Source organism: Achromobacter sp., assembly GCF_049647645.1.
GTDB lineage: Bacteria > Pseudomonadota > Gammaproteobacteria > Burkholderiales > Burkholderiaceae_B > Achromobacter.
This window is the reverse complement of record NZ_JBARYB010000051.1, coordinates 1-14,411: the sequence shown is the minus strand read 5'-3', so window position 1 is coordinate 14,411 and position 14,411 is coordinate 1. Positions and strand designations below refer to the sequence as shown.

Annotated in this window: 12 protein-coding genes; 5 read left to right on the top strand and 7 right to left on the bottom strand. The window is 66.5% G+C overall.

Going from position 1 to position 14,411, the window contains the following annotated elements; genetic code table 11:
• Positions 1-40: 40 nt before the first annotated feature.
• The gene (locus WBB14_RS05325) at positions 41-928 is read right to left on the bottom strand and encodes an SDR family oxidoreductase (protein WP_424238893.1); all 888 of its coding nucleotides are present in this window, start codon (positions 926-928) and stop codon (positions 41-43) included.
• A 148-nt stretch (positions 929-1,076) separates the two neighbouring features.
• On the opposite strand from WBB14_RS05325, the gene WBB14_RS05320 reads away from it, so the two are divergent.
• Both WBB14_RS05320 and acnA read left to right on the top strand, forming a co-directional pair.
• On the top strand, positions 1,077-2,006 hold the full coding sequence (locus WBB14_RS05320) for a LysR family transcriptional regulator (protein ID WP_424238892.1): 930 nt from the start codon (positions 1,077-1,079) through the stop codon (positions 2,004-2,006).
• A gap of 290 nt (positions 2,007-2,296) precedes the next feature.
• Positions 2,297-5,002 (top strand): aconitate hydratase AcnA, encoded by a 2,706-nt coding sequence (acnA, locus tag WBB14_RS05315; RefSeq protein WP_424238891.1) that lies wholly within the window; start codon positions 2,297-2,299, stop codon positions 5,000-5,002.
• 87 nt (positions 5,003-5,089) lie between these two features.
• Here acnA and WBB14_RS05310 read toward each other — a convergent pair whose 3' ends face one another.
• A complete protein-coding gene (locus WBB14_RS05310; RefSeq protein ID WP_424238890.1) occupies positions 5,090-5,866 on the bottom strand; it encodes a DODA-type extradiol aromatic ring-opening family dioxygenase in 777 nt (258 codons plus the stop codon).
• Positions 5,867-6,075: 209 nt separating this feature from the next.
• Between WBB14_RS05310 and WBB14_RS05305 the strand changes: the two genes are divergently transcribed.
• The 3 genes from WBB14_RS05305 (at position 6,076) to efp (ending at position 9,147) form a co-directional block, all read left to right on the top strand.
• Positions 6,076-7,278: a DUF2863 family protein gene (locus WBB14_RS05305; RefSeq protein WP_424238889.1), complete on the top strand. Its 1,203-nt coding sequence runs from the start codon at positions 6,076-6,078 to the stop codon at positions 7,276-7,278.
• A 6-nt stretch (positions 7,279-7,284) separates the two neighbouring features.
• A complete protein-coding gene (earP, locus tag WBB14_RS05300) occupies positions 7,285-8,397 on the top strand; it encodes an elongation factor P maturation arginine rhamnosyltransferase EarP (RefSeq protein WP_424238888.1) in 1,113 nt (370 codons plus the stop codon).
• A gap of 189 nt (positions 8,398-8,586) precedes the next feature.
• Positions 8,587-9,147 (top strand): elongation factor P, encoded by a 561-nt coding sequence (gene efp / locus WBB14_RS05295; RefSeq protein WP_013395066.1) that lies wholly within the window; start codon positions 8,587-8,589, stop codon positions 9,145-9,147.
• A 69-nt stretch (positions 9,148-9,216) separates the two neighbouring features.
• Here efp and WBB14_RS05290 read toward each other — a convergent pair whose 3' ends face one another.
• From WBB14_RS05290 to WBB14_RS05270, 5 genes are all read right to left on the bottom strand, one after another.
• The gene (locus tag WBB14_RS05290) at positions 9,217-9,675 is read right to left on the bottom strand and encodes a DUF1178 family protein (protein ID WP_424238887.1); all 459 of its coding nucleotides are present in this window, start codon (positions 9,673-9,675) and stop codon (positions 9,217-9,219) included.
• Between the two features lie 138 nt (positions 9,676-9,813).
• On the bottom strand, positions 9,814-10,518 hold the full coding sequence (locus tag WBB14_RS05285) for a DUF2968 domain-containing protein (protein WP_424238886.1): 705 nt from the start codon (positions 10,516-10,518) through the stop codon (positions 9,814-9,816).
• 117 nt (positions 10,519-10,635) lie between these two features.
• The gene (locus tag WBB14_RS05280) at positions 10,636-12,030 is read right to left on the bottom strand and encodes a sigma 54-interacting transcriptional regulator (RefSeq protein ID WP_424238885.1); all 1,395 of its coding nucleotides are present in this window, start codon (positions 12,028-12,030) and stop codon (positions 10,636-10,638) included.
• A 49-nt stretch (positions 12,031-12,079) separates the two neighbouring features.
• Positions 12,080-14,122 carry a pilus assembly protein TadG-related protein gene (locus tag WBB14_RS05275; RefSeq protein ID WP_424238884.1) on the bottom strand — a complete coding sequence of 681 codons (2,043 nt, stop codon included), beginning with the start codon at positions 14,120-14,122 and terminating at the stop codon, positions 12,080-12,082.
• A gap of 102 nt (positions 14,123-14,224) precedes the next feature.
• On the bottom strand, positions 14,225-14,411 hold a 187-nt coding region (locus WBB14_RS05270; RefSeq protein ID WP_424238883.1), incomplete at its 5' end, for a DUF3613 domain-containing protein.

Below are 14,411 nucleotides of genomic sequence, written 5' to 3'. Positions count from 1 at the left end.
CCCGACAGCCGCTCGCCACCCGCGTGGATGGTGCTGCCCGTCATGCGGCCCCCGTGCTGCGCTGGGCCTTGTCCTGCGCGGTGCGCGCTTCGATGGCCTGGCGCGCGGCGGCCCAGTCGGCGTCGCTCCATTCGGCGTACTGCTTGAAATAGGCGCCGTTGGCCAGATAGTCGCCGCCATCCAGCGCGATGGTCTGGCCGTTGATCCAGTCGTAGCCGGGGCTCAGCAGGAAGGCGGCGAGTTCGCCTATGTCATGCCCGGTACCCAGGCGCCGCATCGGGTTCTGCTGCGCCTGGACGTCGGCGCCCTGGTCCTTGGGCCGCAGGCGCGCGCTGGCGCCTTCGGTCGGGATCACGCCCGGGGCGATGGCGTTCAGGCGGATGCCGTGGCGGCCCCATTCGATCGCCAGCGACTTGGTCATGGCGTCTATGCCGGCCTTGGACATGGCCGAGGGAACCACGAAGGGCGAACCGGTCCAGACCCAGGTCACCACGATGGACAGCACCGCCCCGCCCGTGCCTTGCGCAATCCAGCGCTTGCCCACGGCCTGGGTGGTGTAAAAGGTGCCGCGGAACACCGTGTCGGCGATGGCGTTGAAACCGCGCGGCGAGAGCTTCTCGGTGGGGCTGATGAAGTTGCCCGCGGCGTTGTTGACCAGGCCGGTCAGCGCGCCATGCCCGGTCCAGATGGCTTCGACGGCGGCGTCCACGGCCTCGGCATCGCGGATATCCACCGCCTGGACATGGACCTCCGCGCCATGGCGTTCGCGCAGGCTGGCGGCGGCCTGCTCCAGCACGGCCTCGCGGCGCCCCCACAGGTGCAGCGACGCGCCCAGCGCCGCCAGCCGCTCGGCCATGGCGTAACCCAGGCCGGTGCCGCCGCCCGTGACGAGGATGCGCTGGCCGTGAAACAGATCGGCGCGGAACATGGTTTGCGGGAGGGTCCCGCCGGGCTGGTTTTGAGGCATGGCCTAGTCTCCTGTTTGGTGCAAGCCAGAATATCAACCACCGTCATGCCGCGACAATCCCGCAGTTTGCGTAAACTATGTTTCCTCACAGTCAACAATAAGACCGCGCATGCCCGCCCTGCCCGCGCTGGACCTCAACCTGATACAGCTGTTCGTCACCATCGTCGACGCCGGCACGCTGAGCGAGGCAGCAGTGCGCCACGGCGTGACCCGTTCGCACGTCAGCCGCAACCTGCAGAAGCTGGAACGCGCCTTCGGCGCCCAGCTCATCCGGCGCAGCACCCGCAGGCTGGAACTGACGCAGCAAGGCTCGGTGCTGTATGAGCACGGCGCGCGCATGGCGCGCGAGGTCGAATCCGCCCGCCACGCCCTGCAAAAGCTGGGTTCGGAGCCGACGGGACACGTGCGGCTCAGCATTCCCACCGGGCTGGGGGAGCTGGACCAATTGCGCCCGCTGCTGGTGGACTTCGCGCTGCGCCATCCGTCGCTGACCCTGCGCGTGCTGTTCTCCAACCGGGTGAGCGACCTGATTTCGTCGGAAATAGACGTGGCGCTGCGGGTGATGAGCACCCCGCCGCAGGATTACGTGGCGCGCGCGCTGGGGGACGTCAAATGGGTGCTGTGCGCGGCGCCCTCCTATCTGGAACAGTTCGGCGCGCCGGCCCATCCGCGCGACCTTGCACGGCTGCACTTCCTCGGCCCGCCCGACCCCAGGCCCCTGGTCACGCTGCGCCTGCGCCGCAAGGACCAGTTGCACGAAGCCAAGCTCGCGCCGCGGCTGCAGTCGGAGTATTTCCCGTTCCTGGCCCAGGCCGCGCGCGCCGGCGCGGGCGTGGCGCTGCTGCCCGCCTATGTGGTGTATGTAGACATCGCCGCGGGACGCCTGACGCCCGTGCTCCCCGCCTATCGGGCCATGGGGCCGGGCGACAAGCTGTTCATCCTGACCACGCCCAATCCCTACCCCTCGACCGCGCAGCGTGCGGTCGTCGATTTCCTGCGCACGGAACTGACCGCTCTGCTGCGCAATTTCCTGGCATAGCAGCCAGGCGGCCACAATCGTTCCCGGCTTGCCGCGGCGCGCCGCAACATCCGCGTAGGACTTTCTTGATAAAAGAGGCTTGCGACTCGCGCGCGCCTCGGCCAGAGTATCGGGTGAGGCCGAAAGCCGCGCCGCCCCTGATTGCAGTAGGGGAACTTTGACGGCCCGGCCAAGTCTTATATAAGATATAAGACATGCAGCCGCGCACGCGTCAGTCTCACATAGAATGACAAATGCCCAAAAACGCCAGAAAATGCCGGCTTCAACCGGGCAAAACCACGGAGTCCATCATGCCGCACAACACCCTAGACACCCTCAAGAATTTCAAGATCGGCAATAAATCCTGTCAGTACTATTCGCTGCCGGCGCTGGGCAAGTCCCTCGGCATCGACGTGCAGCGGCTCCCGGTTTCGATCCGCATCGTGCTGGAATCCGTGCTGCGCAATTGCGACGGCAAGAAGGTGACCGAAGAGCACGTCAAGCAGCTGGCCAACTGGCAAGCCAACGCCCGCCGTGAAGACGAAATTCCGTTCGTGGTGGCCCGCGTGGTGTTGCAGGACTTCACCGGCGTGCCGCTGCTGGCCGACATCGCCGCCATGCGTTCGGTGGCCGACAAGATGGGCAAGAGCCCCAAGAGCATCGAACCGCTGGTGCCCGTGGACCTGGTGGTGGACCACTCGGTCATGATCGACTACTTCGGCACCAAGAATGCGCTGGACCTGAACATGAAGCTGGAGTTCAAGCGCAACCAGGAACGTTACCAGTTCATGAAGTGGGGCATGCAGGCGTTCGACACCTTCGGCGTCGTGCCTCCGGGCTTCGGCATCGTCCACCAGGTCAACCTGGAGTACCTGGCGCGCGGCGTGCACCTGGACAAACAGAACAACGTCTACTACCCCGACTCCCTGGTGGGCACCGACAGCCACACCACCATGATCAACGGCATCGGCGTGGTGGGCTGGGGCGTGGGCGGCATCGAAGCCGAGGCCGGCATGCTGGGCCAGCCCGTGTACTTCCTGACCCCCGACGTGGTCGGCGTGGAACTGAAGGGCAAGCTGCGCGGCGGCGTCACCGCCACCGACCTGGTGCTGACCATCACTGAAATGCTGCGCCGCGAGAAGGTGGTGGGCAAGTTCGTCGAATTCTGCGGCGAAGGCACCGCCAGCCTGTCCGTGGCCGAACGCGCCACCATCGGCAACATGGCGCCGGAGTACGGCGCCACCATGGGCTTCTTCCCGGTCGACGAGCGCACCATCGACTACTTCCGCGGCACCGGCCGCACGGAAGCAGAAATCGCCGCCTTCGAAGCCTATTTCAAGGCCCAGAAGATGTTCGGCGTGCCCAAGGCGAAGGACATCAATTTCACCAAGCTGCTGACACTGGACCTGTCCACCGTCGCGCCGTCGCTGGCGGGCCCGAAGCGTCCGCAGGACCGCATCGAGATCGGCAACGTCAAGAACACCTTCATCGACCTGTACTCCAAGCCGGTCGCCGAGAACGGCTTCAACCAGCCGGCCGAAAAGCTGGAGCAGACGTTCACCACCAGCGCCGGCACCAAGGTCAAGAACGGCGACATTCTTATCGCCGCCATCACGTCCTGCACCAACACGTCCAACCCCAGCGTGCTGCTGGCGGCCGGCCTGCTGGCCAAGAAGGCCGTGGAAGCCGGCATGACCGTGCCCAAGCACATCAAGACCTCGCTGGCCCCTGGCTCCCGCGTGGTCACCGAGTACCTGACCAAGACGGGCCTCCTGCCCTACCTGGAAAAGCTCGGCTTCGACGTGGCCGCCTACGGCTGCACCACCTGCATCGGCAACGCCGGCGACCTGACCCCGGACCTGAACGAAGCCATCACCGGCAACGACCTGATCTGCTCGGCGGTGCTCTCGGGCAACCGCAACTTCGAAGCCCGCATCCACCCGAACATCAAGGCCAACTTCCTGGCCTCGCCCCCGCTGGTCGTGGCCTACGCCCTGGCCGGTACGGTCACGCGCGACCTGATGACCGAGCCCGTGGGCCGCGGCAAGAACGGCGACGTCTGGCTGGGCGACATCTGGCCGACCACCGAGGAAGTCGAGTCGCTGCTGAAGTACGCCCTGGATCCCAAGGCGTTCGAGGCCAACTATGGCCAGGTCAAGAGCAACCCCGGCAAGCTCTGGGAGAACATCAAGGGCGTCACCGGCGACACCTACAACTGGCCTGATTCCACCTACATCGCCGAGCCGCCCTTCTTCGAGGGCTTCGGCATGACGCCGGGCGCGATGCCCGTGGTCACGGGCGCGCGCGCGCTGGGCGTGTTCGGCGACTCGGTCACCACCGACCATATCTCGCCGGCCGGCTCCATCAAGGAAACCTCGCCTGCGGGCAAGTGGCTGAAGGAAAACGGCGTCATGAAGGCCGACTTCAACAGCTACGGTTCGCGCCGCGGCAACCACGAGATCATGATGCGCGGCACCTTCGCCAACGTGCGCATCAAGAACCTCATGATCCCGGCGCTGCCGGACGGCAGCCGCTTCGAAGGCGGCGATACCCTGTTCCAGCCCACCGGCGAACAAATGTCCATCTATGACGCCGCCATGAAGTACGTCGGCGCCGGCACCCCCACCGTGGTGTTCGGCGGCGAAGAGTACGGCACCGGCTCGTCGCGCGACTGGGCGGCCAAGGGCACCCAGCTGCTGGGCGTGAAGGCCGTGATCACCCGCAGCTTCGAGCGCATCCACCGCAGCAACCTGGTCGGCATGGGCGTGCTGCCCCTGCAGTTCAAGGGCGCTGACAGCGTGCAGTCGCTGGGCATCACCGGCGAGGAAACCTATGACATCTCCGGCCTGGAAAACGGCATCAAGCCGATGCAGGACGTGACGCTGACGATTACCCGCAAGGACGGTTCGAAGCAGGATGTCACGGTGCTGCTGCGCATCGACACGCCGATCGAAGTGGACTACTACCAGCACGGCGGCATCCTGCCCTTCGTGCTGCGCCAGCTGCTGGCCGCCTGATCCCTCGGGCGCAAAGCAATGCCCCGGCAACCGCGAGGTTGCCGGGGTATTTTCGTTGCGCGCGCGGCGCGGCGGCCGCCAGTCCGATCAGTCCGCGAACTCGTAGGCGTCCATCGCCAGCGCGCCGTAGGACACCTCGTCGTTCAGGCGTCGAAAGCCCGCCCCGCCCGCGCCCAGCGCCACGTACAGCGGCATCAGGTGGTCGTCGTGCGGATGGGCCTGCGCCGCCCCCGGCGCCTGCGCCTCCCAGTCCAGCAGCGCCGGCAGGTCGCGGCCGCCCAGCTTGTCCGCGTACCACTGCTGGAACGCCGGCACATAGGGCAGCGCGGGCGCGTCCTGCGGCATGCGCACGTGGCGCAGGTTGTGCGTCAGCGAACCCGAGCCGATGACCAGGATGTCCTCGTCCCGCAACCGGGCCAGCGCGCGGCCCAGTTCCAGTTGCCCGGCCGCATCGCGGCCCATGTCGAGGGACAGTTGCACCACCGGCACGTCCGCTTCCGGATAGAGGTAGCGCAACGGCACCCAGGCGCCATGATCCAGCGGACGGCGCGGATCCAGGTCGGCAGCGATGCCCGACTCGGCCAGCAGGGCCTGCACCCGCGCCGCCAGCTCGGGCGAACCGGGAGCCGCGTACTGCAGCGCATAGAGTTCCTGCGGAAAACCGCCGAAATCGTGCCAGGCCACTTGGCGGTCGCGGGTGGACAGCGCCAGGCCCTCGCCCATCCAGTGCGGCGACACCACCAGGATGCCCTTGGGCTTGCGGCCCTGCGCGGCGCTCCAGGCGGCCAGCACCGGGCCGGTCTGGCCGGGCTCGACGGCGAGCATGGGGGATCCATGGGAAACGAAAAGCGTAGGCCAGCGCATGGCAGTGCCTCCTGAGATTGAGTCGATGGAAGCATTTTCCGCCGTTTCATCTCAGCAATAAACCACCTGCATTGACATTGTCTATTGCTATTTGAGCACCAATAAGCCCGCGGCGCGACGGCTGCAAGCCCAGGCGGACCCGCCGCGCCGCGGTGCGCGCCGGGCGTTAAACTACGCAGTTGCACACTTACTGGATGCTCCCCGAAGTTATGGCCCGATCCCGCAGCCAATCCGCTCCCCGCCTCACCCGTGACGCCGCCAAACTGGTCGCGCTTGCCCAGGCGCTCAACCGCTCGGGCAGCCGCCTCGAAGACGTGTTCTGGGAGAACCAGCTTGGCGAAGCGATTCCGAAGCTGCTGAAGGCGGGGCAGGACGCCCCCCTGGAAGCGGCCCTGGACCACCTCGCGCAAAGCGACATAGGCGCCTACGAGATCCTGATCGAACAGGCCGAAACCCTGTCCGAATCCATGAAGATCGAGAAAAATGGCGTCCGCTACGACGTTTTGCTGGTGGTGGCGCCTATCGTCGCCTGGACCCGCTACGCCATCCCCACCGGTCCGATTTCGGCCAGCGCGCAGCAGGCGCTGATCGCGCAGCTGCATGGGCATATCCTGTCCAGCAAGGCCCGCAGCACGCTGATGCCCATGCTGGTCAGCGTGGACCAGATGCCGCGCACCTTCTCCGAAACCTGGCAATGGCTGCAGCGCCTGGGCACCCAGGCGCTGGGCGCCGAAACCGCCAAGCCCGTCCTGAACACCGAGACCGAGACGGCCAACATGCTGGCCGACACGCGCTACATCGTGGCGGCCGTCGCGGCGCCCGAAGGCGAGCCGATCTTCCGCTGGCAGGAACAGCTGGGCGAGGCCGAGGCCAGCCGCGACGCCTGCCAGGAACAATGGGCGGCGCAGGCCCAGCCCACCCTGGCCAATCTGCTGCCCGGCTGCGGTTTCGAAGCCTTGCTGCCGGACGCCTACTACGTCAGCAACCGCGAAGCCGACCGCCGGGTGCGCCCGCTGTCGCTACGCGCGGCGATCAGCTGGCTTGAAGGCGCGGTCAGCCTCGAAGCCTCCCAACTGCGGGCGGTAGTGGCCGGCTGCGGCGAAAGCCGCATCGACGAATACCGTATCAGCTTCACGGCGCGCAGCAGCAACGATGTCTATTACGGCTGCGTCTGGCCCCTGTATGGCCGCGAGGAAGATGTGCCGGCCGATGAAGGCCAACCCGACGTGGTCGATGAAATCGCGGCCCTGCTCAAGGAATATGGCGTCACCGAGGTGCGCCGCATTCCTGGCGTGCTGCCGCCCGAGTACTGCGAAGACTGCGGCGCGCCCTACTTCCCGAATCCGCTGGGCGAACTGGTGCACGCCGAACTGCCCGAGGACGCGGAAGCCTCGCCGGCCAAGTTCCACTAGACGGCAATGCAAGCGGACATCTTCTGCCGGGTCGTCGACAACTATGGCGACATCGGCGTCTGCTGGCGCCTGGCGCGCCGGCTGGCGCATGGCCGCGGCTGGGATGTGCGCCTCTGGGTCGACGATCTGGCCAGCTTCGCCCGCATCCAGCCCGGCATCGTTACCGGCCAGCCGCGCCAGCAGCTGGCCGGGATCGACATCGTGCACTGGTCCGACATGCCGGATCCGGCGCTCACCGCTCGCGACGTGGTGATCGAGGCATTCGCCTGCGATCCTCCCGAGGCGTTCCTGGACAGCATGCGCCGGGTGCATCCAGCCTGGATCAACCTGGAATACCTGAGCGCCGAATCCTGGGTGGAAAGCTGTCATGGCCTGCCCTCGCAGCGGCCGGACGGGCTGGTCAAGCACTTCTACTTTCCCGGTTTCACCGCCGCCACCGGCGGGCTGCTGCGCGAGCCCGGCCTGTCCGCCGAGCGGGACGCCTTGCAGGCATCGCCGCAAGACCAGGAAACCTTCCTGCGTTCGCTCGGGGTGGCGCAAGACCTGCTGTTGCGCCGCCGCGACGGCGCCCGCACCGTGTCCCTGTTTTGCTACCCTGCGGCGCCCGTGGCGGCGCTGGCCGAAGCGTTATCCGCCGACCCGCGCCCCAGCGTGCTGCTGGCGCCCGAGGGCGTGGCCCCCGGCCTTGAAGCCGCGTGCGCGGCGCCGGGCGCTCCGCTGATCGCCCGGCTGCCGTTCGTCGCGCAGCCGGATTTCGACCGGCTGCTGTGGTGCTGCGACATGAATTTCGTGCGGGGCGAGGACTCCTTCGTCCGCGCCGCCTGGGCCGCGCGCCCGCTGGTCTGGCAGATCTATCCCCAGGACGAGAATATCCACCTGGAGAAGCTGGAAGCCTGGCTGGCCCGTTATCCGGCCCCGGAAACCGCCCAGGCGCTGATCCGCGCCTGGAACCAGCCGGAAACCGGCGAAACCGCTGCCGCGCTGTCGGCCGCCCTGGCGCCGGCCGCCTGGACGAGCTGGGCAGCCGCCGCGCGGGCGTGGGACGCAAGCCAGGCGGCGCTGCCAGACCTGGCGGAAAATCTGGCCGATTTTTGCGCAGACTTGGCCAAGAAACGTTAGAATAGAGAGTTTTCCGAGCGCCCTGTATTTGTCGGGCCTCTACTATGACGCCTCCCGGGGTGTGCACGAAGCCGCTGTCGGAGTCTTATGACCCGGGTCTTGCGACCAGGATCTTTGAGTCCGAATCTTTCGCAGCGGCGGCTTTTTGCAAGCACGGCGAGTGCACCCATCACCCCCGGAGTTTTATCGATGAAAACCGCTCAGGAATTGCGAGTCGGCAACGTGGTCATGGTCGGCAAGGATCCCCTCGTGGTCCAGAAGGCCGAATACAACAAGTCTGGCCGCAACGCCGCTGTTGTGAAGCTGAAGTTCAAGAACCTGCTGACCGCCTCGGCCAGCGAATCGGTCTACAAGGCCGACGAAAAGTTCGAAGTCGTCCAGCTCGACCGCAAGGAGTGCACCTACTCCTACTTCGGCGACCCGATGTACGTCTTCATGGACGAAGAGTACAACCAGTACGAAATCGAAGCCGAAAGCATGGGCGACGCCCTGAACTACCTGGAAGAAGCGATGCCCGTGGAAGTGGTCTTCTACGACGGCCGCGCCATTTCCGTTGAACTGCCCACGACCATCGTGCGCGAAATCACCTACACCGAACCCGCCGTGCGTGGCGATACCTCGGGCAAGGTGACCAAGCCCGCCAAGATCAACACCGGCTACGAACTGAACGTGCCGCTGTTCTGCGCCATCGGCGACAGGATCGAAATCGACACCCGCACGAACGAATACCGCAGCCGCGTCAACAACTGATCCGGCAGCAGGCAAGAAAAAGCCAGACCTTCGGGTCTGGCTTTTTTATTGCCACGGCACGCGCTGGCGCTACTGCAGACGTTCGTCGTCCAGGAAATCCGGCACGGCCATGACATCGATGCCTTCGTCGGCCAGCGCCACACGCTCCTCGGGAGTCGCCGTGCCGCGGATCGGGCGGTCGTCGGCATCGCCTTCGTGGATGCGACGCGCCTCTTCGGCGAAGCGCGGGCCGACGTTTTCGGTGTTGCGCAACAGCGCGCGCACCTGGCGCATCACGGCCGCCTGCAAGGCCGCCATCTTGTCGGCGTCGGACGCATGGGCAGGCACGGCGGGCTGGGCTGCCGGCGCGTGCAGGTGGGCCACGTTCAAGCGCGGCGCGGACAGCCGTTTGGTGATGCTGGCGGAACCGCAAACCGGGCACGTGACAAGGCCACGCGCCTGCTGCGCGTCGTAGTCTTCGTGCGAACTGAACCAGCCCTCGAAAATGTGGCTGTGCTCGCACTGGAGGTCGAAAACTTTAAGTGCCATGGCGTCTATATGGGGTGCAACTCGCAGAATACAAGAAAGCGCGCGCCTCAGGCGGCTAGCCCCTGGCGTGCGCAATGCCTTTCCCGGCTGCCCAGGACAAAGCGGGCCCGCAGGCCCGCTTTCCGGCGGCCCGAGGGCTTACTTGCCGCGATTCTGCGCCGACGGGTTGCCCACCTGCGCCTGCTGCGCCTGCAAGGCGTCGATCTGGCGTTGCAGGTCGCGCAGTTGCTGGCGCACGTCCTTCTGCTGGTCGGCCAGCGCCGTGGCTTCCTGGCGCGATTGCTCCTGGCGCGCGGCCACCTGCTCTTCCTGCTGCATGCGCAGCGTGCGGTCGGCCTGCAGCGTGCTCAGTTCGGCGCTGCGGCTGGCCAGCAGCTTCTCGGCATGCGCGTATTCGGCCTGCATCTTGATGCGCTTGATGTCCACCTCGGCCAGATCTGCCGATTGGGCGACGAAGGCGCGGTAGGTCGCTTCGGCCTGCTTGTCCGACTTGGTCTTCACCACGCGCCAGAAATCCTTTTGCTGGAACAGGGCGACGTAATAGTTCAGGTCGTCCGGCTTGAACAGCAGGCTGGCGCCGTAGGTGCCGTTGTAGGCGGTGCGCAGCTCCGACACCTGGCGGCTCTGGATCAGGCTTTGCAGTTCCGACATCGTGGAAGCCGGGCGCGCGGCCGGCGGCGCTGCGGGGGGAGTCACGGGCGTGGATGCCGCCTGCGTGTCCTCGACCTGTTTAACCGTGGGCCGGGGCGCTTCGGATTGCGCGCTGGCGCACGCGGCCAGGCCGGACAGGGCCGTGCCCAACAGCGCCATGCGGGCGGCGCCACGGATAAATTGGACGTTCATGCCTTCCCCAAAAAAATCGTTGCGGAACTATAGCAATTTATTTCGGCCGGGATAGACGCGCTTACGTGCGGCGGACACGGAATTGTCGCTCCCTACGGGCCATTCCCTATTGCGTGTTCATACGGTCTCGGCAACGCCGTCGGCGGGTTCGCCCTGGCCTGCCCCCAGTTGCAGCTTGCGCATTTTTTCCCACAACACCTTGCGGCTGATGCCCAGCGTGTGGGCGGTGTCCTGACGGCGCCAGCCATTGGCGTCCAAGGCCGCCAGCACGCGCTCGCGTTCCGCGCGTTCGGCATCGGTGAAAACGGCGGGCTGGCACCGCGTGGCGGCCGCCGCGCCCGCCATACGCAGCGGCTCGGACAACTGGTCGAAAATGCGTTCGATGCGCGGCAGGTCCCAGGCCTGCAACTGCCGCCGCACGATGGCGACGCGCTCGGCCACGTTGGACAGCTCGCGCACATTGCCTTCGTAACGCGTGCGCGAGACCCGTTCCAGCAGCCATTGCGGCGGTTCATCGTCCACGCCCTGGCCCTGCAGCAAGGCGCGGAAGATCGCCGCCTTTTCTTCCGGCCCGCGCTGCTCCAGGTTGGGAATGCGCAGCTCGATGACCGCCAGCCGGTAGTACAGGTCCGCGCGGAACTCGTGCTGCCCCACCAGCGCCCGCAAATCCTTGTTGGTGGCGGCGACCAGACGGAAATCCACCGGCACCTCCACGGTCGATCCCAGCCGCGTCACCGTGCTCTGTTCCAGGACGCGCAAGAGCTTGACCTGTTGGTACCGCGGCAGATCGCCGATCTCGTCCAGGAACAGCGTGCCGCCGTTGGCCTGCTCGAAATAGCCCTTGTGCGCACCGATCGCGCCGGTGAACGCGCCCTTGGCGTGGCCGAAGAAATGCGCCTCGAACAGGCCTTCGGGAATGGCTCCGCAGTTGACCGCGACAAAGGGTCCGCCGAACCAGGCGGCCTCGTCATGCAACAGCCGCGCGATGCGCTCCTTGCCCACGCCGGTCTCGCCATGGATCAGCACGTTGCTGCGGCAGTCGGCGTACATTCGCGCCTCCGCCAGCAGGTCTTGCATGGTCGCGGACACGGCGATCAACGGCTGCTCGCGCCGCGGCGCGCAACGGGTGAGCTGGTTCAACGTGCCCAGCAATTCATACAGCAGCTTGCGCAGGTCGGCGGTGGTGAAGGTCAGCGGCAGCGTGTAGGAGTATTCCGGCGGGTAGTAGCGCGGGTCGCGCCCGCGCGCTTCCGCGGCCACCCAGATGACAGGCAGGCCCTGCGCCGCCAGCCAGTCGTAGCCGCTGAAACGCTTGTCGCCCATCACGGATACCGACACCAGGGCCACGGCCGGCCGCGCCAGGTCGCGCGGCGGCGGAAACGCAGTGCCTGCGTCCGCCCGCAGCAGCGACACGTCCATGCCCGCCAGACAGCGCTCGGCGCGGCTGGCGATGTCGGAAGTGCCTTCCCAGACGTACACGTCGAATTCTTCGCGCGCGAAATTCTGGCTCATCGCTTGGACCCTGCGGGAAGGAAAGGGATAGGGGTCACGGGCTTCATCATCAGTACACCAGGCGGGGCTTGCCGCAATCCACGGAAATCAGGGATACATCGGTCTGGCCCAGGCTCAGGCCCAGCGCGTTGAGCAACTGCTGCAGCACCGCCGACAGCGAATCCAGCAGCGGGGCCAGCAAGGCCATGACGACGGACAGCACGCCGCCCACCTGGCCATCGCCGCTCAAGGCCAGCGTGCCAACCGCATCGATGCGGCACTGGCGTATCTTGTCCGGCGTAAAGTACAGAGCGCAGGTCACGTCGCTGAGCGGAGCCAGCAAGAGCGACTTGAGAACATTTCCGACCACTTGCAGCGTGCCGCCCAGCACCCCCGTCAGGCCGCCGGTGGTCAGGCGTGTGCCCAACTGGTCCATCGCGGTCTTGGACCACTGCATGTCGTTGACGACTTTCGAGACAGTCTTGCCCGCGTTGTTCGGGTCTTCGCCCACCAGCTTGGCCGCGAGGTCGCTGCGTTCCTTTGCGCTCAGTGGCGTGCCGGTACTGTAGAGATCGCCCAGGATGCCGCCGATCAACGCGTCCGCCAGGTTCGCGACCAGCTTGGACAGGTCCAGGTTGGTGGCGTTGACGGTCGCGGTGGAATTGGGCGACGGCGCCGCGGTCAAGGTCACCGGCACGGGCGCCGAGGAACTGAACACCGGCAGCGCGACCCTGGCGGTGAGTGGCAGTATGCCCAACACGTTCAAGACCTGATGCCGACCGATAGCGTTGAAGGCGCTGGGTTCGCAGCGGTTCGTGAGTGACTGGAAATTCGCGGCGATCGCGTCGGTGGCGGACGCCATGCCAGGAAAGCGTCCCAGGCAGACGCTGGCTGCGGCCGAGGTCACATCGATCACCGCCTGGTTTTCGGCCAGCGGCGCCTCGCACAACTTGCGCAGCGTGCCCGTGGATTGCGCCACGTCGATGATGATGGGCAGGTCCACCTTGGTGTTCAGAGTGTTGGCCAACAAGGGCCCGAGCAGCGGGATATTGCTGGTATTGACGCGTAGATACACGCGTATGCCGGCGCTGATGGCCTGTGCGCCCACGCCGCCCACGCCCACGGCGGGCGGCTCGACGATGCGTACCCGCGCATCCAGGCCCAGCAGCGGCACGCTCAGCCCCAGATTGATCAGATTGCTGCCGTTGGCGATGGCCAGGCCGGTTTCCAGGATGTTCAGCGCATTGACCTTGGCCTGCAAGGCGGCGCTGGGGTCACCCCCCACCAGGTCCAGGTTCAGCACGCCGCCGTCTCCGAACAGCTTCACGGGCAGGTTCAACGGCATCAGGTCCAGCACCGTGTTGATGGCTTCGCTCAGCAGCCCGACATCGGCATTGGCGGTTTTCTGCTTGTCGATGACGCTCAGCGTGGCGCGCAAGAGCTGACCCAGGGTCAGGTTGCTCAGCGCCGTCAATTGCTCGGGCGTGCCCACTCCGGCCGCAACCGACAGCGGCAGGCCCAGCGCCTCCAGCAGGCCAGCCGGGGTGATGTTGACATTGGCCAGGCCGGCGGCGTCCAACACATCCAGTTGCGATGGCGACGCCCCCGCCGTGGCCAACAGCCGTGACAGCAGGCCGCCACGCTCCAGGCGCAACAGCCGCGATCCCACCGTGAAGGTCGCCACCGGCTGCGTGTTGGTCGCCACCGCCGCGACCGACGCCGTGACGCCGCCCACGCCGGGGATGAGATTCGCCAGCTGCTTGCGCACCGCAACCCGCACCGCGTTATAGGCCTGCCCGCCAGCCGCGTCGAAGACATGCATACCGGACGCGTCGGAGCGTGTCGGATCCCACACCTTGCATTCCACCGTGAAATCGGCGGCCGCGAACGAGTCCAGGATGTTCGGTACATTGGCCAGCGCGGAGGCTTTGCCCGCGGCCGTGGCCCGGGTGCAATCCGCGCTCGAGCCCAGGCTCAGGACTTGCACCGCCGACAGCGCCGCCAGGTCCGCGGCCTTCTGCATTTCGCGCTTCATGTAGTAGCCGTAGCCAAGCTGCAGCACGCCCAGCAACACGACTCCCACCAGCACCGCGAAAACGACGGCGACGGTCATGCTGCCGCGTTGCCGCGGCGGCGAGGAAGGATGTGGACGGCCGGCTGACATGCTCTTGCGACTCCGTAACCGCATGCGGCGGGAAACACCTGCTCCCGGGATTTACTGGACGTTGGGGATTTCCACATTCCGGTCGAACCACTCCGGAATCGGACGCTTGAAGCTTTCCAGATAGCGGTTCCAGGCCGCGGTGGAGACCGGCCCCAGCACAGGCAAGGCATTGCCAGCGCGCCGGCCGTCGGCCTGCGCCGCCAGCAGGCCGCGCGTCACGTCGCCGAAGCCCTCTTGC